Raw genomic sequence first — 22,232 nt, 5'->3', positions numbered from 1 at the left:
AAAAGAAATGAAAAAAATCTCAGCATTCATGTGTGTTTCCCTACTCTTACTAGGAGCATGTGACAAAAAAGAAACTGCTGTACCAAAGAATCAAACAGAAAAACAACACGATAAGAAACAAACGGAAAAACAACAAGAGTCTCATGCATCGAAACAAAAAGATGTGTTTGCAGCGACTCGAACAGCTTTAAAAGCAAAAACGAAAATGAATGTATTCTTACCAACAGAAATCCCTCTGTCTAATGAAAAAAAGGTTTTATCTGCACACACTGAAGGGCAAGATAAAAATTACACTGTTACATTTTTTGAAAGCAACAGTCCATTACCTGTCGATTCTGCTGCACTTTCGGATTCTAAACAAGCTAAGAAAATCGCAAAACTATCTGTCAAAAAGTATGAAACAAAGGAAGAAGCCGGTAAAAGTTTATGTTCAACATTTAAATTAAATCCTGATTACGAAAAAGATGTCCCGAGCAAAGATGATCCTAGTGCAATAGATGTAGGGAATGGAATTAAAGGTTTTACTGAGGGAGCAGCAGGAACAATGTATTTAAATTTTGTTAAGGATCATTGGGGAGTTATTATAAAAAGTCCATTGACAAATAAAGATGAAAATATACCAATAGCAAAATCCATAGTGAATCAATTAGATAAAGCACCACTACCAACTCCAAACTCTTACGCAGTTATAGAAGTGGATAACAGACAGAAACAAAACCGTGTGTATTGGCAAAATGGAGATACTTTATATGGAATAGAAATAAGTGGCTCTATCCAAGATGCATTAACTATTGCCGCTCACTTTGAGTCTACGTCTAAGTGATTAACAAATGTATTTGCTCAATGAAGTGGATAAAAGAATCTAAAAAGATTATTGACCTCTTATCAATTTAGTAAATATATTTCTGTGATAAAACATAACCAACTAAAAAGAAATACAAATTGTTTATCAAAAAAGAGTCTTAATGATTAAGACTCTTTTTTTTGAATGTTTAGCAAAGCAGTGTAAACAAAATAATCTCCATGTAGGCCAAGTGCTAGATTGGAGTGAAGATGAACGTTTATGTTATATGTAGTATTTAAAAATAATAAATGTGTTTATTGTAAATAAAATAAAGCTTGTAACCCGAAATTACATGTATCTCAGTCGAACCCCATTTCTTTATTGTTTTCTCTATAGACTTGTTATTTGAAGTAGGGCGCTATATACCTTGCTATTAAAACAGCTTTCTTTTCTAAACCGTACTTTATTCTTCCATCCAACTGCTTTTCTTTAATTCAATTGGATCAGTATAAAAAACGCCTGTTTTTCCATCAGCATGTTTTGTTTCCACTTTCAAACGATACATACCAGGGGATACAATTTGTCCACCCCAACCGGTCCAAATATCAAAATCTTCATATGTGTTGGCAGGTAATTCCGAATGGAATCCATCTGCATCATAATATTCCCATTTATCTTTGACTAATTTTTCAATACTCACTTGATACCATACGCTATATGGATTATCATTTGTAGCTTTTAATAAAAAACTTTGCCCTTGATAATATGAATTTGCTGTAGAAACAACGGTGAAATTATCTTGTGTAGCTGCTGAAGCTTGTTTTGTTGGCGTAGTCATTTCTATAGCTGTAAAACTTCCGAATGTTAATGCTCCGATAAGTACTAATTTACCTAATTTCATTTTGTGTTGTCCTCCATTATAGAATGATTTTTCGAATACTTGTTAAGTATAAAATAATTTAACGGTAAATAGTTCCAATTCTTGTATTGTTTTGTTTTTTATCTAGAAAAAGTAAGATTTATTTTTATTACAGGTGGTAGTAATACAAAAAAGAAACCCATAATGGATTTCTTTTTACATTTTCATTGGATTTATATAACTTTTGACTAAAACGTATTTTTGTATCATTAGTGAGAGGGGGAATTTATGTGAATTTTAATGTAAAAGAAGCTATTGAAATTCTTGATCATACATCACAAACATTGGAGTATTTTTTATCCGGTTTATCTGATGGATGGTTGCAATGCAATGAAGGAGAAGGGACTTAGAATATCTCACTGTTCGTTACGGGTTACCTCTCTCTATTCATATTTCGGGTATTCTTGTTTAGAAACTCCAATTTGTTTGGCAATATAAGTAATAACGTGTTTAGGTACATCTTTGATTTGAAGTAAAGTCCAGCCAGGATAGCGAGCATATTTTCTGTGTTTTTTGAGTACGAAAGAGAGTTTTGCTCTTTTAACCAAAAACGGTCGTTAAAGGGAAAGTTTTATCAATACTTATATTCGATCCTTATTCTATTTTACTTTTATTAAAAATATATACTTGAAAGAAGTATATACTTTTGTTAAATTTATCCTATGGATAGAACAAGTTTAATTAAAGGTCATTTAGAAATGTGTGTGTTATCTATTTTGTCAAAGGAAAAAAGCTATGGTTATGAAATTATGAAGGAATTAGAAGAACACAATTTAAAATTGAAAGGAGTAGGCAGTATTTATCCTATTCTAACTAAGCTCAAAGACCAAGAGTGGGTTAATACTTACCGTGAAATGACGGAAAACGGCAAGGTTAGAGTTTATTATGAAATAAATGAAAAAGGGAAATTGTATCTTCAAAAAAAAATCAATGAGTGGTTAGAGTTACAAAAGGATATAAAATCTCTACTTCAAAATGGTTCGAAAGGAGATCAATTGGAATGAATATTAAATTGACCATCGAAGAAAAACAATTTTTAAACGAAGTTCTCGATGAGTTAAAGCAATATCAAATAAGTTCAAAACACAGAAAAAATATTAAACAACAGCTTTTAGAGCATATTCAAGAATCTCGTGAACACAGCCTAAATAGCATAAATGAATTAGGGGATGCAACAACATTTGTCAAAGATTTCTTAGAGGTTAATGGAATAGATCTTCATTCTGAAATAAAGCACATACGAAAATCCAAAGGTAGAACGAGAACTTTATTTGCGATAGGGATATTTACTTTAATTGTTACTTATCTCGGTTTGCAACTAATACTATCAATGTTTTTAACAGAATCCTTTAATTCACTAAATACTAACAGTTCGTTCGATTATAATATCTTTTATCAGATATCAGATAATTCATGGTGGAACTTCTTACTAATGTTCATTAGCATTTCTACTTCCTTGTTAGTTTCCGTGTTTGTAATGTTTTATATACGAAAAATAAATTTAAACAGGTGAAATAAAATGAAAATGCTAAAAGCTACAATCGTGTGCTTATTATTTAATGTGTTTATTTTGTTTTTACTAACTTCGCATGTATTCGCCGAACAAGATATTAAAAGTACTATAGACAGCTATGTCGAAAGTTTTTTAGAAGAACATCGGATTCCAGGAGCTTCTATTGCTATTGTTCATAAGAATGATATTTTTTATTCTAAGTCATGGGGTGTAACGGGAGAATCTGAAGAAAAAGTAACCGCTGAAACTCCCTTTACAATAGGATCGATAAGTAAATCATTAACAGGCTTAGCCATAATGAGATTAATTGAAGAAGGTATCGTTCATTTAGATGATCCGGTCCAAAAGTATATTCCATGGTTTACACTTAAAGATAAAAAAGCAGCATCCCAAATAACAATTAAACATTTACTTACGCAAACAAGTGGGATAAGTACTTATTCTGGCTTATCTATATCAGATAGAGAATCTAAAGATTTGGGTGCTATAAAGAAAAATGTAGAAAGTTTATCGAACGTTAAGCTGACTGCCGTACCAGGAGAAAAGCATCAATATAGTAATGCCAATTTCTTAATTCTTGGTACTCTCATCGAAGAAGTTAGCAATCAACCATATTCTGAATACATGGAACAAAAAGTGTTTTTACCATTAGGTATGAGGAATGCCGCAGCTGACAATGATACGTCATATGAAAAAGGATATTTAGCCGGATATCAGTCTTGGTTAGGGATCCCTCGAAAAAATTCAGTAACATATGATAATGGAGGAGCACCATATGGATACATAACTGCAAGTGCGACAGATATGGTCCAGTATATTACATTGCTTAGTCAGCGCGAGAGTAACAATTTTTTAAGCAAAAATACTATGGACCTTTATTTATCGCCTTATATTCAAACTGGTGAAAATCGATATTATGGTCTTGGTGTAAGAATCTCAAGTCCAAATTCAAAAGAAGAAATGATATGGCATTCAGGTTCAACTTCTGATTCACATGCAGAAGTATTCTTTATACCAGAAACGGGTTGGGGAGGTGTGATTCTTACTAATAAAAATCATATTTTAGAAGAAGAGGCACTTATACACCTGAAACAAGGGATTATCAATATTTTAAATGGGAAAGAGCCTGTTGATGTACCTAAATACAACCCTGTTATACAACTGACCATGATAGGAATATTATGCTTACTTTTTATAATGTTTATTTATCAATTAGTAAAGGTCAAATCAGGAAAGATTCGTAAAAGAAGCTTATGGCGTATCTCCGGAATTATACTTTTAGTTATATCTATTACTATTATTCCATTACTAATTTATAGTACAGGATCTCCATGGCATTCGTTAAAAACATTTGCTGCTGATATTGCACTACTTACTAGAATCATGGTAACCTTCTTAACTTTAAATGGTTTATTATCAATATATATTTCATTTAAACAATCAAAAGAAAGCTCAATAACCAAAGAGACAGTTCCTCTAAGTTAAATAGGAATTGTCCCTTTGGACCCCTATTAGATATTTTAAAATGATTTACTTATCAGAGAGGCCATCATAAAAACCAAAAGACGATTTTCCTTTTAGTAATAAAGTAAATGGTCTTTTATTTTCCATAAATTATCTTAGCGTACACTAATACATTTTCTAACAGTGAAATCTCATCTTTGCTACTGTAAAAAAACAACACCTTTAGGTGCTGTTTTTTTATGTTCTTTGTTTCAGAAAGAATCGTTATTCGCTTTTAATATTTTTTCTTTTTAAGTAAGTAAAGTCCTGTTAAACTAGCTCCCATTGTAATGACAATCATAATAATGGAAATACTTAGGGAAGCAACCTGATTTGGAATTAGATTAGCAAGGTTTGCCCAAAGTAATGAAATGCTTGCCAGCCAGGTTAAACCAACAATGTAAGACCAACTTGTTTTCTTCGCCATAACTTGTTCACCTCTTTTCCTTATTGTACCACTTAGGAGAAACGATGTGTTGTACAATTGGATGTTATGCTAAAATTAATGTGAGATTGTGAAAATTTGTACTTAAACCAAAGGTCAAGTTTAGTCAAGAAATAAAGTGGAATAGGAAGTGGGATAAGCTGTGAAAAGTTCAAGAAACAGGCTTGAAAGTATTCGTGTACTTGTTAATGAAATACTTGATTTGGACAGCTTAGTTAACAGACAAGAAGCTTATGCTCAACTTAATGGAGTATCATTTCTCGCTTCGATGCTTGCAATGAAGAGAGGATTAGAGAGGGAAATTGCGGCTATCACAGGTTTGCTTCACAACTATTATTTCTATAAAACTGGTATCAGCTATTTTCCCGGTATTAATAGTGCTGAAACCGTTAGACCTATCATAAGAGATTTAAATATTTTTTCTAAGGATGAACAACTTACCATTCTTCGGGCAATATTCTACCAGAATCAGTGTGGGAAAGTCCACGGTCCATACGATGAATTAATCAAAGATGCTATTATGCTCAATAATTTCTTTCAGAACTTGGATCGCACCGTATCTCATATGGATGTTCAAAGATTTTATAATGTATTTGGTGAATTATCCATTCCAAAGGACCAATTTGAAGAAGTAGTTCCAATCACTCATAATGAAAAGATTACAAAAAATGGAAAAGATAAACGAAGCTTGTTGGCCGATATTTCAGAAGAACTAGCAAGTCAAAACATTATTGGTATTCCGGAAGATAAACTGTATACGGAAATTTGCCATTATTGGCCTGATCCAGATATATATAAAGTACTCCAAGGGAATTGGTGTGCAGCATTCGTATACCATTGCTGTATGCAGGCAGGAATTTTGCTGCCGATACGTTATCCAAACGGTAATTATCGACTAGCTGGTGTAGGTGCTATATTTGAGTGGGCTCTACTGCCCGAAACTGGATTTTTTTATTATGATGACCAGAACTTTAGACCACAACGCGGCGATATAGTTATTTATGAAAAACTTTTATCAAATAATTCTCACGACCATATTGGAATTGTCCTTGATTGCGAAGACCAAGAAATTCTTGTCGCAGAAGGGAACAAAGATAATGAAAACTATTCAAGCGTATTTCGGAGGTGTAGGGAACACAACATTCTAGGCTATATTCGAATCGACAATGAATATGAATTTCATTTCGATGGTGACTATAATCCTATCATTTAAATTCTGTGTACCAATAGTTTATTAATATGTAAGGTTGATATTTCTCCCTTCTTGTCAAACTAACGAGCGTTAGAAGAATATTGCATTATTTTTAAAATACAATATCTAAAAACAAGAAGGGAATATAAAACTCCGATTCTTCTGCTTACTGTAGAAAAATCAGGGTTTTTAACCTCTAAAAAATAGCTTAGCGTGCGTCTTATGTCAAAAAGATGGTAGTATCTGTTGTTTAACGTTGTAAAACCGCATTTTCCTGACGCTTACCCCATACCTACCAAGCTAAGGTTTTGAAGCACCCCCTAAATGAAAATTTTCTTTCTCTATAGTTAGTTATTTTGAGAAGTCAGCTCATTTTTTCATTTTAGGGGTGTTTACTTCTCTTAAGTTGATGGATATGGGGCGGGATCCCTAGATGGTACAATTGCATCATCTTACTGTAAATAATTGGAATATATATGGATATAGCCCCATAAAATAATTTTGGTTACCATACCCATATAACCTTGAAACGAATTCGATTAAATAAAATAGTTATAATGGGTTTGTAACTAGAGAGAAAGAACAATAGATACAGTTATTAGGAGGTGCTGTTGGGATACCGAATTGTTCTGAATCTTTATATCTAGGAGGGATTTTCTTGAAGAAAATAGTTATTACATTACTGACTTTTGTTTTGATGGTCATTCCTATCACTGCTTTTGCCGCTACGACACCAACCTCAACTTCAAAACAGAGTATAGTCGAATTAAAAGATTTGCCTGTTATAATTGATGGTGTTAAATATGCACAAAACGATCCACATGTAAAGAAGGTAACTCAGTTTGTTTTCGATGACGCAGCAAAAGCAGAGGGAGTAGTCTATGGATTTACAAATCAAAACCATTTAAATGCTCATTTACAGAGTGCTGTTGTTGAACGTGAAAAGGATACTAAGAGCAATACGGTTACACCCCAAGCTGTTTACCACAATTCGAATTTTTATGAAAATTCGAATTTCGGAGGAAATTCTTTTGGAGCTTCCAGTAATATTAGCTGGGTGGGCTCATATTGGAACGACAGAATCTCTTCGTTGACGGCAGGTTACAATCATAACTGGACAGTTTTGTGTTGGGATATTAACTACGGAGGGGCAAGATTCTGGGTGCAATCCGGTATCAATGTCAGCTATGTTGGGTCAACTTGGAATGATAGGGCGTCTTCCATCTTCTTTACTAATTAAACTGAAAGAATAATTACCATACTAGGGGTCACCTTACATCACCATCAAGCTAAGATAATTTTATATCCATAATTCATAGAAAACGTTATTCTTTTTGTAGAAACATACAGAAAGGATGACGTTTTTTTATGAATCTTTCGATTCAAGATAAATTTTATTACGTATCTGATGGGGTATAGTGTCGTATGAAATGGTAGAATATGTTGTAGATGCACTTATTTAGATGAGAGAATAGGGAGAGGATTAGCGTGCAATTACAGGAGCAGAATCGAATTAAGCTGAAGCAGCAATTGAATGATAATGGTTTTGAACATGCGATCAACTATTTGATGGAGACAACGCGGCAAGGGGTGCGTTGTGCAAAAGCCGACGAGACAGATTACACAAAGACGGGGCGTTCGCGTGTTGGTGGCGATCCAGATCTGCCTCCACAATTTGCATGGCCGCTTACAACAGATGGGACACCAATGACCTTCTTAGTTCAATTGAATATGTGTGATGTGGCGAAGAACGATGCTAACGCATTATTGCCAAAGACAGGGATGTTGTCTTTTTTTCTCGGAATTGATGAGCCAGCTTACAATATTGAACATCGAGTTATATGGTTTGATGAAACAGAGGTACTATCTGTTGTCCATCGTGAACCGCCAAGTGAGACTGCATTGGAAGCTACTTATGTTGGCTATGAATTGAAAGCGCGCCCATCAATGGAGCCGCCAGGTTACGCCTACATTGATAATGAGCAGATAGAGAGTGATAAAGTTACCTTAGATGATTATGATGATTTGCTTTATGAAATTCGAGACGAAGAAGATGACGATATTATTCAACTGTTTGGTTATCCGATAGGACAGCATGATGACTCGGAATACGAAGCAGCATTGATGTTGCTGACTGGTGAAGAATACGGGTATAATGCGGATAAAACATTGGAGAAGCTCGCGGCACATTTCGGTGGTGATAAGGAGAAGGCGAAGCAGGAAGTCGCGGATATGCAGATGTTGTTGGAGCTGGAAACTGATGATGACGTTGGCTTCTGCTGGTGGGACGCAGGGGTACTGCACTTCTTTATTCGTAAGGACGATTTGGTTGCTGGACGATTTGACCGTACCTATTGTTCTCTTTATTCCAGTTAAATCAAATAATAGGAATACCCATAATTTCCTACGGAAACTTTCAAATGACTGGGCGTACTTAAGACGAGTTACTATGGGACATTCTATAATTTTAGGAAGAAAGAATTATGAATCGATAGGAAAACTTTTAGATGGACATAAAAGGCTAATTGAAACGTGAGTTTGAGGCGATAGCAGCAGAATGGAGGATATTATGATAAAAAGCGATAGAGATGGTGAAGCCTACTGGAGTGAAACCGTTGATTTAGGCGTTTTAGGTAAATTCAATAGCATTTTTATAAATTTAGATGGATGCGATATAACAGGGGCGACGGATGACATGTCCCAAGAAGAGAAGATAGAAAAAGCTACAAAATATTATGGTAATAGATTCAAGGAGTTAGAAGCAAATGTAGGTTTTATAAATGAACAATTTTTAATGTGGATTATAACGCACTTATGTGATATAGAATATCCATTTTGGGAATTTGGTGATGAAGATGAAGGTAGTGAAGATTATCCAGATTATATAGTTAAAGAAGAAATAAAAAAATTCGAAGATGAAAATGGACAATTGCAACATGATCCGTATAGTCCAAGTCCGATTTATAAAGAAATTCAGGAATATAATGCATATAATAATGAAGATAATTTATCAAGCTATGAAATTATAACGAAATATTTACCGGTTCTTGATTTCAAAAAACTTGTAGATACAATTATAGCTAATAGCATAGATACATATGAAGATAACATAAACTTTCAAGTGAGTAGCGAGGTTTGTGGTGGAATGTTACTTTGTGCTACTTACGGAACAATCTATGCTAATAATGAGCTAGAAGTTACGCATAACTGTTAATACAAAGGTGACTGATAGGGGTATCGCTACACATCCATCAACTTAAAGTATACTTTTAGAGACTTTTCAAAGGAACCACTTAGCACAAAAAAATGTGCCCTTTTTTTCGTTTTGTAGGATAAAGAATTTCTTAAGTTGATGGACATGATGGTGACACCTAATAATGAATTTAACACAAAAAAGAGGCTCTAAGAGAGGCTCTTTTTTGTGTTAAATAATTGTAAAAATAGAAATACATACACATAAAGTAAGTAATATGATTCCATTCTTTATGTTGTATTTTAATAACTGCTTACCCCATAAAATACTTATTTTATAGTTCCGCACCCTACCACAAAACCGTAAAAATACATATTGTGTGGACCTTCTGGAATAGGTGCAGATATGTAAAAATGTTAGCAAGAGGATGAATGCAGTGTTTAATGATTTTAAGCTTACGGAAGGCCGTCCTTTATATATTTAAAAAGAATGATAATCAAAGGCTTCCATCCACTCGTGAACTCAGCTCTTTAGGGACCATCAGGGGAGTAAACAAGAAAATTGAGGATGTTTTAGTAAACACTGACTATGACGGACCAAGTCAAGACAGAGTTTTATTTGTGAAACATTTAGTTTAATCAATAGTCCTTTGGAGGTTAATAAATTGTAGGAAGCCAATATTTGATAACATAGGAGGCAAATAAACTATGAACTTTAACTACGGAAGACATACTGTTATTGAAGTTGATTTAAATGCATTTCAACGTAATTTCCAGCAGTTTCAACAAGCTATTCCTTCTGGTACAGCGATTATGACAGCTGTAAAAGCAAATGCCTATGGACATGGGGCAGTTCCTATTGCAAAGGCCGCAATAGATGCGGGCACAACTCATTTGGCAGTTGCATTTGCTGATGAAGGAATTGAGCTTAGAGAAGCTGGAATTGAAGTTCCTATTTTAATTTTTGGATATACACCACATGATGCGATAGCAGATACAATTACATATGATTTAAGCATGACAGTGTATACAATTGAGGATTTACAGGCTATAGAAAACGTTGCTTCACAATTAGATAGGAAAGCATGTATCCACATTAGCATTGATACTGGAATGAGCCGAATTGGTTTACAACTTGAAGAAGTCACAATGTTTTTACAAGCGCTAAAGGGTACAAAGTATGTTCAGGTTGAGGGAATGTACACACATTTCTCCTGTGCAGATGAAAAGGATAAAACCTATACTCTAATGCAACAAACGATTTTCGAGAAGGCTGTTAGCAAAGCAGAAGAATTACAAGTTCATATTCCATGGATTCATTCTTTTAATAGTGCTGCTACAATTGACATGGGAGAAACAAAAGGCAATATGGTTCGTCTTGGAATAGCATTGTATGGGCTATATCCTTCCAAAGATGTCGATCAACAAGCCATTTCGCTACAACCTATTCTGACTTTCAAATCAAAAGTTGTACATATCAAAAAAGCAAAACAAGGAATAGGAGTTAGCTATGGGGCAACATACACCGCAACTGGCGAGGAATGGATTGCCACGATCCCGGTTGGATATGCTGATGGATTAAGCAGGCAGCTCTCCAACAAAGGATTTGTTTTAATAAAGGGTATGAAAGTTCCTATTATTGGACGTGTTTGTATGGATCAGTTAATGCTGGATGTAACAAAAGCTATGCCAATACATGTTGGTGATGAAGTAGTTTTTTATGGAAGCCAAGGTAAGGAATCGCTTTATGTAGATGAGATTGCAGATACATTAGATACGATTAACTATGAGGTTACTTGTATGTTAAGCAGAAGGATACCTCGTATCTATATAAAAGATGATAAGCCAATTGAAATAATAAACGAACTACGAAAAAGTCTATAATACAGGTTTTGTTACTTAAAAAAGAACGAATAAAAATCGCTAACAGAGTCCATTCAAGTTTTTCATAGCAAGAATAAAAAAGTATCCTTACTCTATAAAGGATACTTTTTCTATATTTTTACATTTAAACAAAAAATCGTACAGATGTATAAAAAATCGACTCTTCAGATTAGCTTGTAATGAATTTTAACGTCCATAATAATACAGTTGGTATCAGAGTGTTTAAATCATCTTATAGAGCCAATCTAAGTAGTCAAATGAAATGAATGTATTGTTATGACCTAGTTTTACACGTATCTCGATTGAACCACAAAATAGTAATTATTCTAGGATTAGTTATAATCTAAACTTATTCTTTGGTATTATCTATATTAACGCCCCATGGAGTCCTGGTAGAAAAACGATGAGTACTAAAGTTTACCACAATGCTTACATCGACCGCGTCTTCTTAAATAATAGGCCAGAATTGCGATCCCTAGTGATATTCCCCAGGGCAGCCAGGATAAAAAAGGAACAAGTTTCCCTCAATCATATATATGATTGAGGGACTAAGCTTCAGACCTGTTATTGTGATTATAGCCGAAATCACCGTGGCAGGAGCTACTACAATCCAGATTGGAATTTGTTTACCTGCTAGAAATAAACACCAACGGGGAAAAATTTCTCCCCATCTCTGAATAAGCCCTAGGGTTAGGATTCCACCGCCAATACATAACCCTCCTAAGATGGAATAATCCTTTTAATTGGTTCACCTCCCATAAAGTTCTTTGTCGATTTTACCATTTTTTTCTTGTCCAAGTAATCTCTCGTTAAATTTAAAAATTGTTTTTCGGTTCCGTCATAGCAGGGACTCATATCCCATTTTCCTTTATTACATCAAGGTGCTTCATTAGTACATCGGATCTAATAACATCAAGATTATTTACAATTTGCGAGAAATAATAATTTAAGACTCTTTTTTGAACGTTTGGCATAGCAATATAAAATAAATAGTATCCATGGAGAAGATGAAACATTTTGAAATAAATGAGGGTGATGAATATGCTAGAAAATTTAATAACTGAAACACGCAATAAAAAAACAATGAATTTAGACGAAATGTCAACAATTGATCTTTTAACAATTATGAATGAAGAAGATGCAAAAGTCGCAGAAGCAGTGAAACAAGAACTTCCACAAATCGCTAATGCAGTGGAAGCGATTGTTGCAGCAAAAAGAAAAGGCGGCCGCTTCATATATATAGGAGCTGGAACGAGCGGACGTATTGGTTTGTTAGATGCGGTTGAATGTCCTCCAACATTCGGAACAGATTCAGAAGAAGTAATCGGATTAATTGCTGGCGGTGAAAAAGCCTTCATGAAAGCAGTAGAAGGTGCAGAAGACAGTAGAGAATTAGGTATTCAAGACTTAAAAAATATTAATTTAACAAACAAAGATATTGTAGTAGGAATTGCAGCGAGTGGTCGAACTCCATACGTTATTGGCGGATTAGAATATGCCAATTCAATTGGTACACAAACAGTCGCAATATGTTGTAACAAAGGCTCGGCAGTAGGAAAAGTTGCAACCATTTCCATTGAAGTAGTAAACGGGCCAGAAGTATTAACCGGTTCCACTCGTTTAAAAGCAGGCACATCACAAAAATTAATTTGTAATATGCTTTCAACAGCTTCTATGGTAGGAATCGGGAAAGTATATGGGAATTTAATGGTTGATGTTCAATTAACAAATGAAAAGTTAGTTGAGCGCGCAAAGCGTATCGTGATGGAAGCAACATCTTGCGATTATGAAACAGCTGAAACCTACTTAATAAAAGCAGATCATAAGCCCAAAATTGCAATTGTAATGATTTTGACAGGACTTTCGAAAGAAGAAACAATAAAGAAATTAGCAGAAACGCAAGGATTTGTTAGACAAGCAATAAAATAACCGAAAAGAGGGAGACATGATGAATAAATATCATAGCATGGCATCTCAAATTTTGGATGCGGTTGGTGGTAATGACAATGTTTCAGCATATACAAACTGTATGACACGTCTTCGTGTTACACCTGTAGATCGTAATTTAATTAATGAAGAAGTATTAAAAAAGATTGATGGGGTTCTTGGTACTGTTGATGATGAAACATACCAAATTATTCTTGGACCAGGTGTTGTAACAAAAGTAGCAGAACAATTCGGTATTTTATTAGCAGAGAGAAAAGGTAGTTCTTCAAAAGCTTCTTCTGCAGAAGAACTACAAGCAAAAGGTGCGGAAATTAAGGCAGAATTAAAGAAAAAGAATCATACACCTTTTAAAAATTTTTTAAGAAAAGTTGGAAGCATTTTCATTCCTCTTATACCAGCATTCGTTGGAGCGGGTTTAATTGCTGGTATTGCTTCTATTCTATTAAATAATATTACTGCTGGAAATTTAGACAAAGAAACTTGGGGACAATACGTAACAGTTTTAAATGTGATTAAAAATGCACTATTTAGTTATTTAGTAATTTATGTCGGCATTAATGCGGCAAAAGAATTCGATGCAACGCCGGCACTTGGTGGAGTAATCGGTGGTATTACCCTTTTAACTGGCATGACGCCAGAAAATCCAATTCTGAATATTTTTACTGGTCAGCCGTTATCACCAGGACAAGGTGGAGTTATTGGTGTATTATTGGCTGTCTGGATCTTAGCGTTTGTAGAAAAGAAATTACGTAAAGTGATTCCCGATGCAATCGATATGATCGTGACACCTACAATTGCATTATTAATAGTAGGGCTTGTAACAATTTTCTTACTCATGCCATTAGCAGGTTTCGTTTCGAATAACTTAATTGATGCTATCAATTGGGTATTATTACGCGGTGGTGCATTTGCTGGATTTGTACTTGGCGCAACATTCTTACCACTTGTTATGTTAGGATTACACCAAATATTAATACCAATTCATATTGAAATGATCAATACAACAGGTATGACACAATTACTTCCTATTCTTTCGATGGCAGGGGCTGGGCAAGTTGGAGCAGCAATCGCATTATGGATTCGCTGTCGTAAAAATAAATCTCTAACAAATGTAATCAAAGGTGCACTCCCAGTAGGAATTCTTGGCATTGGGGAACCATTAATTTACGGTGTCACATTACCATTAGGCCATCCTTTTATCACTGCATGTATTGGTGGAGGTATTGGAGGCGCGGTCATCGGATTACTTAGTAACGTTGGTGCAATTACGATCGGACCATCTGGTCTGGCATTAATTCCTTTAATTGCTGGCGGAGTATGGTGGAAATACGTCATTGGATTATTTGCAGGATACGTCGGTGGGTTTATCGTAACCTATTTCTTCGGTGTACCAAAGGAAGCGATGATGGAACAAGAATAATAATATATCTTAAAAAGAAGACAAAACAAGCGGTTTAGAGTCTTTATGATTAATAAAATTTGAGAAATATTTAAAAGTTAACATACATGACCTAATACATCCTGATATCTTATAATAGTAGGTAATTAATGTTAAAGGAGGGGGAACATGGGTGAGAGAATACTGAAAATAAATAAAGTGGAGATTTGTGCAGAAAGTTTTGGAAATCCTAAGGACCCTGCTGTACTTTTAATCATGGGGGCTATGTCTTCATTAGATTGGTGGGATGAGGATTTCTGTCTCCGCCTAGCTGATCAAGGAAGATTTGTCATTCGATATGATCATCGTGATTTGGGACGGTCGACTACTTATGAACCTGGTACTTCCAACTACACAATATTAGACATGGCTGACGATGCAGTTGGAGTCTTAGATGCCTATTCCATAAAGCGGGCCCATATCGTTGGAATGTCCTTAGGTGGTTTGATTGGCCAAATTCTTGCTCTGAGATATCCAAAGCGTATATTTACGCTTACTTTAATTGCATCAAGTGTGTTCGGGACTGAGATGGAAAAACTTCCTCCAATGGATCAGAATATACTAAATTACCATGCAAAGAGTACTTCCATAGACTGGTCAAATCAAGAGGCGGCTATTTCCTATATCGCGGGTATGTGGAAAACTTTAGCCGGTTCCAAACCTTATGAGAGGGAAAGAGTATATAAATTGGTGCAAAGAGAAGTGACCCGCGCCAAACAGCTTCCAAGTAGATTTAATCATGCCATGCTTCAAGGCGGAGAGGATTATTACGATAGGATGGGAGAAATCAGCATACCGGTACTCATTATTCATGGAACAGAAGATCCAGCTCTGCCATACGAACATGGACTTGCTCTTGCGAAGGCCATTCCCCATGCTGAATTAGTGACTCTTGATGGATCAGGTCATGAGATTCATAGTGAAGACTGGGAACAAACGATAGAATCAATTGTAAAACTTATTTCCCAATAAAAGGAAGTAGTTGATTATTTTAATAATAGAAAGGTACTAAAATTATGGAGAAAAACATTCTATCTGAGACAGTAAATGACATGATATTATCTGGTAAGAAAGTTGATACAATTAAAGATAAAGAGGAAATAAAAAGAGTATTTGCCCATGAAGGAATACCTTTTTTTGATAAAGTAATTGATTTTCAAGTATCATTTGGTGGTATTTGGTATAAAATTGGTAAAAAATTTTATGAAGGTTTCCAAATGGATATGTTTTACTTCAATACATTTGAAGAAAAATATGAACTTAGATATTTTAGAAAAGAAAACGGAAAATACTTTTTTCAATGTATGGAATATCATTATGCAGGAGATTTTGGACCTTGTATTGATGAGGATGGGAAAATATATCATTTCTGCATGGGGAGTTTTTTCATTAGTGCTGACAATATAGAAGAATTTTTAGAAGATGAAGCAATTAAATATTATATGGTTAATAAGCATCCAAATTGGCTAACACGTGGTGCTGAAAAGAGCGAAATTGATGAGTTTAAAAAAACGAAAGCTTTGAATAAAATTAAGAGAGAATCATTTTCAGATAAATACTTTGAGTGGTGGTGCAATACCGACGAAACAATTTTTATAAGAATTGATTTAGTAAGTAAACATAACTATGTAGAAGTATATTGTAAAAACCAAAAGGTATTAGAGCAATTGTATAAGTCGAACATGCCAGCAAGTGTTTTTCCCTCTTCATATTTGTAGTTAATTATCAACATTAGTGTCAACTACCCACCACTTAAACGCTAACACGTTTTGAAGTGGGGGCTTGAAAAAAGCCTTGGTTGTCTAGCCTTAGTCTTTCTTAGACTCCGTTCGTAGGTTGCATACCCAAGAATGATTCCCTAGTTCTCAGCTCTATGGTGGCTCTGTAACAGTTCTGATTGGGGTGGAACGGTCAACTACAAGCCTTCATATAAGAAGTTGCCAACACCTACAAACATTATTGAAGGGAAACAAACTCTTAGGAGGGACAAAACATGCGTGTATTTGTCAAGAATTTAAGAGGAGAGCCGCTTATGCCTTGTAGTTCCCGTAAAGCCAGGCTTCTTCTCAAGCAAGGAAAAGCAACGATTGTCGGATATACTCCGTTTACGATTCAATTACAATATGCTACAGGTGAAGCTGTGCAATCCGTTACAATCGGTGTTGACAGCGGTGCAAAGCATATCGGCATTGCGATTACCACGGAAGACAAAGTGTTAGCAAAAGGAACGATTGAATTGCGTCAAGATGTCAAAGAAAACCTCACACTAAGAGCTACATTACGCAGAGGGAGAAGACAACGAAAAACAAGATATCGCAAAGCACGTTTTCTCAATCGAAAAAAGAAAGAAGGATGGTTGCCACCATCCATTCAAAGCAGAGTAGATAACCAAATTCATTGGATTGAAACATTCAAGTCACTCTTACCCTCACCAAAAGTCATTGTCGAAGTAGGGAAATTCGATGCACAAAAGCTAAAAAATCCCGATATACAAGGAATCGAATACCAAAAAGGAGATGCTTTTGGCTTTTGGAATACAAGATATTACATATTCGCGAGAGATAACTATACGTGTCAAATCTGCAAGAAAAAAGGTGGCGTTTTGCATACTCATCATATCATTGAACGATGTAATGGCGGCTCAGATATGGCAGATAACCTTATCACAGTACATGATGAATGTCATCAAAAATTCCATCAAGGAAAAATCAAACATAATTTCAAGAAGCCAAAACAATATAAAGAAACCGCCTTTATGAATATATTACGGTTACAAATCATGAATCGTTTAGATTGTGACATTACGTATGGTAGTTACACGACACCGAAGCGAAAAGAATTGGGTTTATCCAAAACACATGTAAATGACGCCATTGCGATTACAAATCCAGCACAAATACAAGAATATGAGCAAAGCGGCGAATTTCACATCAAGCAATTTAGAAAGAAAAAACGTTCCCTACATGAAGCAACCGCAAGAAAAGGAAGGAAAACAAAGAATACAAGTGCAAAACGGAACAACAAAAATACACCGCATATAGATGGAATCTATCTGGGTGATAAAGTGAAAGTATTGGGTCAAATAGGATTTGTGACAGGTTTTACAGGAAAAATGGTATACGTACAAGATATACATGGACAATATATACAAAATCCTGCTAAATCTTATAAACAAGTGAAGAGATCAGAGATAGAACGTATACACCATACGAATAATTGGCAGTTTTTACAAATCAGTTAGGCGATGCCTAACCAAAATTCATCCCCACCTTACCGCTGGGCTCCTTGCCCGTCACGCGCTTGAAGATGGGGACTTCTTTCGGAATTACGTTAAAACAAAGCCATAAACGAAAACCTAAAAAGACATCTGCTGATTCTCAGTGGATGTCTTTTTAGTATTACGGTCTCGTCACATGTACATCTAAATTTAGCACAAAGATTTATTCTCTAACCCCCAGCTAAACCAGCGTGCATGACCATCTGTTTCTCCGATTGTTTCATTGTATTCTTTACCATTAATAAAATAATCAAGATGAAGATCTCTATCCCACATGTTATTGTAAAGATGGAAAACATCTCGTTTCGCACCAATTTCTTTAATCTGCTCTACTAATTTATGCTTTATACTCTCTGGTATTTGATTCGCTACATGTGTATGGAAAACACAAATCACTGAATCCTCTGGAATTTGTTCTGCAATTTCAGAAAGAAGAGATACCCCATCTCCTTCTATAAGTTTCACTGATTGTTCTTTTAAACAAGTTGCTGCATGATCGAACATTTCAAGTCTTTCTTTATGCTCTGGCCAAATGAGCGAGCGTAACCATAAATAATCTTCCTCATCATTCAAATCATTAATATGTAAATCCAGTCCAATTCTTTCTGTGACAGGAGGGCTTTGTTGTAAAAGAAATGGTTGATTTTCACCTTTTATTTCCGATTTTAATTGGACATTAGAATTTATGTTACCATACACTTTCTCAGTCCCATACGAATAACAATATTGATCCCAAAATAATTGTAAACCAGCGCTTGTTCCGATTTCAATTAATGCTAAAGGTTTATTAACTTTATTAAACATATAGCAAAAACTCGGATATAAATATGTACATCTTCTTACTTCGTTTGTCTGTACTAACTTCGTTTTTAAAATAGCAATAATTTCTTCTCTATGAAGCTGGCAAAAACCTTTAAAATGGTGAAAAGCCTGGTCTAAATTTTTTTCTGGAGTTGAAGCGAGGTTACCGTAGTATTGTTTTAATACATGGCTGTTGCCTTTCAATAATAAATAGTGAACGGCACCAAGTAATAAATTTGGAATTGGCTGACCAAGTTGTGCATGTGACGCTAATGCAAGGAGTTCCTCATCTTCTGCAATTCTTAATGATAAATGTTCATATAAATCGCTCGACCCTTTACATTCTTTTTCTGAAAAGTTTCTAAATAAGTTGGAGATTTGTTCTGGTGTAAGCATTTATAATCCCCCTAGGTAATAATATTAATATTCAGAATAATTCTAATATAGAATCAATTCAAATATGGTATAAATATCCTTTTTGATTCTATATAGCATTACAAATGAATTTTATAAAACTACCATTGTTAAAACGAAAAGATTGGCTCATGTTATATGATGCAATCTACTTAAAAATCTTTCGCAAAATTTTAATTTTGTCCCTGTACGGTGGAAATACCAACCCAAAGTCTATCCTTGAGCTTTTCTTTAAAATACTTTTACGATGTGTAAATGTATCAAAACTATGTTTGCCATGATAGGCACCGAACCCTGCATTTCCTACTCCACCAAAAGGCAAGTGGATATTAGCCATATGTGACATTGTATCATTGACGCATCCTCCTCCAAAAGAAATTCGTCCTAATACCTGTTTTTCAACATTTTTATTTTCAGTAAACACATACAAAGCTAACGGTTTAGGGTGGTTGTTAACCATATGAATGACCTCATCTAAATCATCGTACTCCATAATTGGTAAAATCGGTCCGAAAATTTCTTCTTGCATTGCTGCATCATCCCATGATTTTACTTCAAGAAGTGTTGGTTCAATATATAAATGGCTTCTAGATGATTTTCCGCCAAATACTATGTAATTTTGGTCTTGTTCTAATATAGAAATAAGTCTATCAAATTGTCTCTCATTGATAATTCGACCATAATCATTGCTTTTTGATACATCTGATCCATAAAAGTTCGTGATTACTTCTTTCATTTTCGAAATCAGTTCTACCTTGATAGATTTGTGAGCAATAACGTAATCAGGTGCGATACAGGATTGCCCAGCATTTATGAATTTCCCCCAAATAATACGTTTGGCTGCTATATCGAGGTTAGCAGTTTCATCGACAATAGCTGGTCCTTTTCCACCAAGCTCTAATGTTACTGGTACAAGGTTTTTCGCCGCAGCTTCCATGACAATTTTTCCAACTGGAACGCTACCAGTAAAAAAGATGTGGTCAAATGGTGCATGGATCAATAAAGAAGTTGTTTCTCTATCTCCTTCAATTACACGAATATATTGCTTATCAAACGTTTCACTTATTATTTTGTTCATTACAGCTGAAACATTTGGTGCATTTTCTGAAGGTTTGAGAACTACACAATTTCCTGCCGCAATTGCCCCAATAAGAGGTTCAATTAATGATTGGAATGGATAATTAAAAGGTCCAATAATTAGCACTGTACCATATGGCTCTTTAATTATGTAGCTTTTGGAAGGCGCAAAATGAATAGGTGTTTTTACTTTTTGAGGTTTCATCCACTGTTTTAGGTGTTTCATTATAAAGTTGATACTGTTATATGCGAAACCAATTTCTGCAGCATATGATTCAAACTCGCTTTTGTGTAAATCTTGATATAATGCGCTCAGCACTTGATTTTCATAGTGCTTAATAGAGTTTTTTAATTTTTCTAACTGTTCAAGACGGAATTGAAGACTTCTTGTATGATCATGATGGAAAAATTGTCTATGCTCTTGAATAAGTTGTTGCATATTATCAACCATTAGGAAATCCCTCCAATAGCAAAAAAATATTTAAATACTATGTATATCAATTGTAAAAACGATTTGATCCCAATCTATTTATTGTACGTATTGATCAGACAAATCATTCCTTCTATTAATCTTACAGAATTGTAAGATATCTGTCATCTTTTTCAATAGCATTTAAAAATACCCAGCTTATATACTAAAGGTACATTTACTAAAAGGGGAGTGTGAGAATATGCATGAAGTGATTGAAGAAGTGCTAGCTGGCCTATGTGAATTCGTAGTTGAAATTGCAGGTGAAGTCGTTACTGACATCTTTACAGATTGGAATACAGAGGAAGAAAAAGAAGAAAAGGAAGAAAAAGAAATATTGTAAATTCAAATCATTCATTATATAAAAACAAACGATGTACAATGAAATTTTTTAAAAGTTTCTATGGACAAATAAAAATAATTCGTGCATAATTGTAATTAATAATTAACATATTGTTAATTATTAAGAGGGAAGGAATATATAAAGAAAAATATTAACCGTTTAGGAGGAAGACAAATGTCAAACCAAGAAGCTTTACAACAATATGATGTAAAAAAATATCACACACCTGATGGTTATACATCAGATATCGCAGTATTTACAATTGTTACTGAGGAAAAAGAAGAACATAAACCTCCTGTTATGGCTCTGAAATTAATGCTGATAAAACGGGCACTAACCAATTCAGAAGGGAAACCTAATATTGAAGCAGGGAAATGGGCGTTACCTGGCGGCTTTGTACAGGATGATGAAACGGCGTTTGAAGCAGCAAAGCGAGAGCTAGAGGAAGAAACAGGTGTAGAAGGTATACATATTAAACATTATGGCGTGTATGATAAACCTGGCCGTGATCCACGAGGTTGGATTATTTCTAACGCACATTATGCAATTGTACCAGAGTATTATTTAGAAAAACGTCAAGCTAATGATGATGCTGCAGAAGTTACATTATTTTCAATTGATGAAGTCCTGAATTTAGACTTAGCTTTTGATCATAATCAGATCATAAGTGACGCAATTAAAGTCATTACAATGGACTTACTTCAAACAACTGTAGCAAAAAACTTCTTACCAAAGAGTTTCACATATTCTGAGCTACAGGCCGTATTATTGACTGTTACTGAAGATCCGGCGATTAAGAGTGGACAGGCATTCGCGAGAAAAATAAAAACGTTGCCGTTCATTCAAGAAGTTACGGGTCAAACGACTCAGCGAACATCGAAAAAATCCGCACAATTATATCGTTTTATAGAGATGGACATAGTACAACCAATATATACAGCTAGATACTAATTTTTTTAAAATTATTATTTAACAATTTGTTAATTGTTAAATAATAGCGGTGTATACATACAATATATATATATAAATAATTG

General features: G+C 34.6%; 22 protein-coding genes and 1 pseudogene. 18 read left to right on the top strand and 5 right to left on the bottom strand.

Annotated features, from left to right (window positions below):
* Positions 1-7 precede the first annotated feature (7 nt).
* Complete coding sequence (locus MR076_RS19770) at positions 8-823, top strand: hypothetical protein (protein ID WP_242223430.1); 816 nt, start codon at positions 8-10, stop codon at positions 821-823.
* Between the two features lie 424 nt (positions 824-1,247).
* Here MR076_RS19770 and MR076_RS19765 read toward each other — a convergent pair whose 3' ends face one another.
* On the bottom strand, positions 1,248-1,685 hold the full coding sequence (locus MR076_RS19765) for a DUF5065 family protein (RefSeq protein WP_242223428.1): 438 nt from the start codon (positions 1,683-1,685) through the stop codon (positions 1,248-1,250).
* Between the two features lie 248 nt (positions 1,686-1,933).
* Here MR076_RS19765 and MR076_RS19760 point away from each other — a divergent pair.
* Positions 1,934-2,050: pseudogene (locus MR076_RS19760) on the top strand (DinB family protein); the annotation flags it as partial.
* 36 nt (positions 2,051-2,086) lie between these two features.
* Here MR076_RS19760 and MR076_RS26850 read toward each other — a convergent pair.
* The gene (locus MR076_RS26850; protein WP_396021720.1) at positions 2,087-2,251 is read right to left on the bottom strand and encodes a DUF4158 domain-containing protein; all 165 of its coding nucleotides are present in this window, start codon (positions 2,249-2,251) and stop codon (positions 2,087-2,089) included.
* 114 nt (positions 2,252-2,365) lie between these two features.
* Between MR076_RS26850 and MR076_RS19755 the strand changes: the two genes are divergently transcribed.
* From MR076_RS19755 to MR076_RS19745, 3 genes are read left to right on the top strand one after another with little or no spacing between them, the layout of a single operon-like run.
* A complete protein-coding gene (locus tag MR076_RS19755; protein ID WP_242223426.1) occupies positions 2,366-2,707 on the top strand; it encodes a PadR family transcriptional regulator in 342 nt (113 codons plus the stop codon).
* Entirely contained in the window at positions 2,704-3,216 is a 513-nt protein-coding gene (locus MR076_RS19750) for a hypothetical protein (protein WP_242223424.1), read from the top strand. The genes MR076_RS19755 and MR076_RS19750 overlap by 4 nt, the downstream gene beginning before the upstream one ends.
* A 6-nt stretch (positions 3,217-3,222) precedes the next feature.
* Positions 3,223-4,701 carry a serine hydrolase domain-containing protein gene (locus MR076_RS19745; RefSeq protein WP_242223423.1) on the top strand — a complete coding sequence of 493 codons (1,479 nt, stop codon included), beginning with the start codon at positions 3,223-3,225 and terminating at the stop codon, positions 4,699-4,701.
* A 253-nt stretch (positions 4,702-4,954) separates the two neighbouring features.
* Here MR076_RS19745 and MR076_RS19740 read toward each other — a convergent pair whose 3' ends face one another.
* Positions 4,955-5,146: a hypothetical protein gene (locus MR076_RS19740; RefSeq protein WP_242223420.1), complete on the bottom strand. Its 192-nt coding sequence runs from the start codon at positions 5,144-5,146 to the stop codon at positions 4,955-4,957.
* A 160-nt stretch (positions 5,147-5,306) separates the two neighbouring features.
* Here MR076_RS19740 and MR076_RS19735 point away from each other — a divergent pair, with 160 nt between their 5' ends.
* The 11 genes from MR076_RS19735 (at position 5,307) to iscB (ending at position 18,058) form a co-directional block, all read left to right on the top strand.
* Positions 5,307-6,377: a CHAP domain-containing protein gene (locus MR076_RS19735; protein WP_242223418.1), complete on the top strand. Its 1,071-nt coding sequence runs from the start codon at positions 5,307-5,309 to the stop codon at positions 6,375-6,377.
* 637 nt (positions 6,378-7,014) lie between these two features.
* A complete protein-coding gene (locus MR076_RS19730; RefSeq protein ID WP_242223416.1) occupies positions 7,015-7,596 on the top strand; it encodes a peptidase inhibitor family I36 protein in 582 nt (193 codons plus the stop codon).
* A 248-nt stretch (positions 7,597-7,844) separates the two neighbouring features.
* Positions 7,845-8,732 (top strand): YwqG family protein, encoded by an 888-nt coding sequence (locus MR076_RS19725; protein WP_242223414.1) that lies wholly within the window; start codon positions 7,845-7,847, stop codon positions 8,730-8,732.
* Positions 8,617-8,892 carry a dihydrofolate reductase gene (locus MR076_RS26845; protein ID WP_396021719.1) on the top strand — a complete coding sequence of 92 codons (276 nt, stop codon included), beginning with the start codon at positions 8,617-8,619 and terminating at the stop codon, positions 8,890-8,892. Before MR076_RS19725 ends, MR076_RS26845 begins: the two co-directional genes overlap by 116 nt.
* 33 nt (positions 8,893-8,925) lie before the next feature.
* Entirely contained in the window at positions 8,926-9,570 is a 645-nt protein-coding gene (locus MR076_RS19715) for a hypothetical protein (RefSeq protein ID WP_242223413.1), read from the top strand.
* A gap of 686 nt (positions 9,571-10,256) precedes the next feature.
* Positions 10,257-11,432 (top strand): alanine racemase, encoded by a 1,176-nt coding sequence (gene alr / locus MR076_RS19710; protein ID WP_242223411.1) that lies wholly within the window; start codon positions 10,257-10,259, stop codon positions 11,430-11,432.
* A gap of 1,041 nt (positions 11,433-12,473) precedes the next feature.
* Positions 12,474-13,361, top strand: coding sequence for an N-acetylmuramic acid 6-phosphate etherase (gene murQ, locus MR076_RS19705; RefSeq protein ID WP_242223409.1), 888 nt, complete (start codon positions 12,474-12,476; stop codon positions 13,359-13,361).
* A 19-nt stretch (positions 13,362-13,380) separates the two neighbouring features.
* Positions 13,381-14,799, top strand: coding sequence for a PTS transporter subunit EIIC (locus MR076_RS19700; RefSeq protein ID WP_242223407.1), 1,419 nt, complete (start codon positions 13,381-13,383; stop codon positions 14,797-14,799).
* A gap of 147 nt (positions 14,800-14,946) precedes the next feature.
* Positions 14,947-15,789, top strand: a complete 843-nt coding sequence (mle, locus tag MR076_RS19695; protein WP_242223405.1) for a CBF family alpha/beta fold macrolide esterase — start codon at positions 14,947-14,949, stop codon at positions 15,787-15,789.
* A gap of 44 nt (positions 15,790-15,833) precedes the next feature.
* Positions 15,834-16,535 carry a hypothetical protein gene (locus MR076_RS19690; RefSeq protein ID WP_242223403.1) on the top strand — a complete coding sequence of 234 codons (702 nt, stop codon included), beginning with the start codon at positions 15,834-15,836 and terminating at the stop codon, positions 16,533-16,535.
* Positions 16,536-16,810: 275 nt separating this feature from the next.
* Positions 16,811-18,058 (top strand): RNA-guided endonuclease IscB, encoded by a 1,248-nt coding sequence (gene iscB / locus MR076_RS19685; protein ID WP_242223401.1) that lies wholly within the window; start codon positions 16,811-16,813, stop codon positions 18,056-18,058.
* A gap of 186 nt (positions 18,059-18,244) precedes the next feature.
* On the opposite strand, the gene MR076_RS19680 is transcribed toward iscB, so the two are convergent.
* Both MR076_RS19680 and MR076_RS19675 read right to left on the bottom strand, forming a co-directional pair.
* A complete protein-coding gene (locus MR076_RS19680) occupies positions 18,245-19,291 on the bottom strand; it encodes a DUF2332 domain-containing protein (protein WP_242223398.1) in 1,047 nt (348 codons plus the stop codon).
* A gap of 166 nt (positions 19,292-19,457) precedes the next feature.
* Positions 19,458-20,837: an aldehyde dehydrogenase gene (locus tag MR076_RS19675; protein WP_242223396.1), complete on the bottom strand. Its 1,380-nt coding sequence runs from the start codon at positions 20,835-20,837 to the stop codon at positions 19,458-19,460.
* 220 nt (positions 20,838-21,057) lie between these two features.
* Here MR076_RS19675 and MR076_RS19670 point away from each other — a divergent pair, with 220 nt between their 5' ends.
* Positions 21,058-21,198, top strand: a complete 141-nt coding sequence (locus MR076_RS19670) for a hypothetical protein (RefSeq protein ID WP_242223394.1) — start codon at positions 21,058-21,060, stop codon at positions 21,196-21,198.
* A 174-nt stretch (positions 21,199-21,372) separates the two neighbouring features.
* Positions 21,373-22,149 (top strand): NUDIX domain-containing protein, encoded by a 777-nt coding sequence (locus MR076_RS19665; protein WP_242223392.1) that lies wholly within the window; start codon positions 21,373-21,375, stop codon positions 22,147-22,149.
* Positions 22,150-22,232: the final 83 nt, after the last annotated feature.

The organism is Bacillus cereus group sp. BfR-BA-01380 (genome assembly GCF_022663535.1).
GTDB classification, from domain to species: domain Bacteria; phylum Bacillota; class Bacilli; order Bacillales; family Bacillaceae_G; genus Bacillus_A; species Bacillus_A cereus_BB.
The sequence above is the reverse complement of the archived record's forward strand: the minus strand, read 5'-3'. Positions and strand labels throughout refer to the sequence as shown.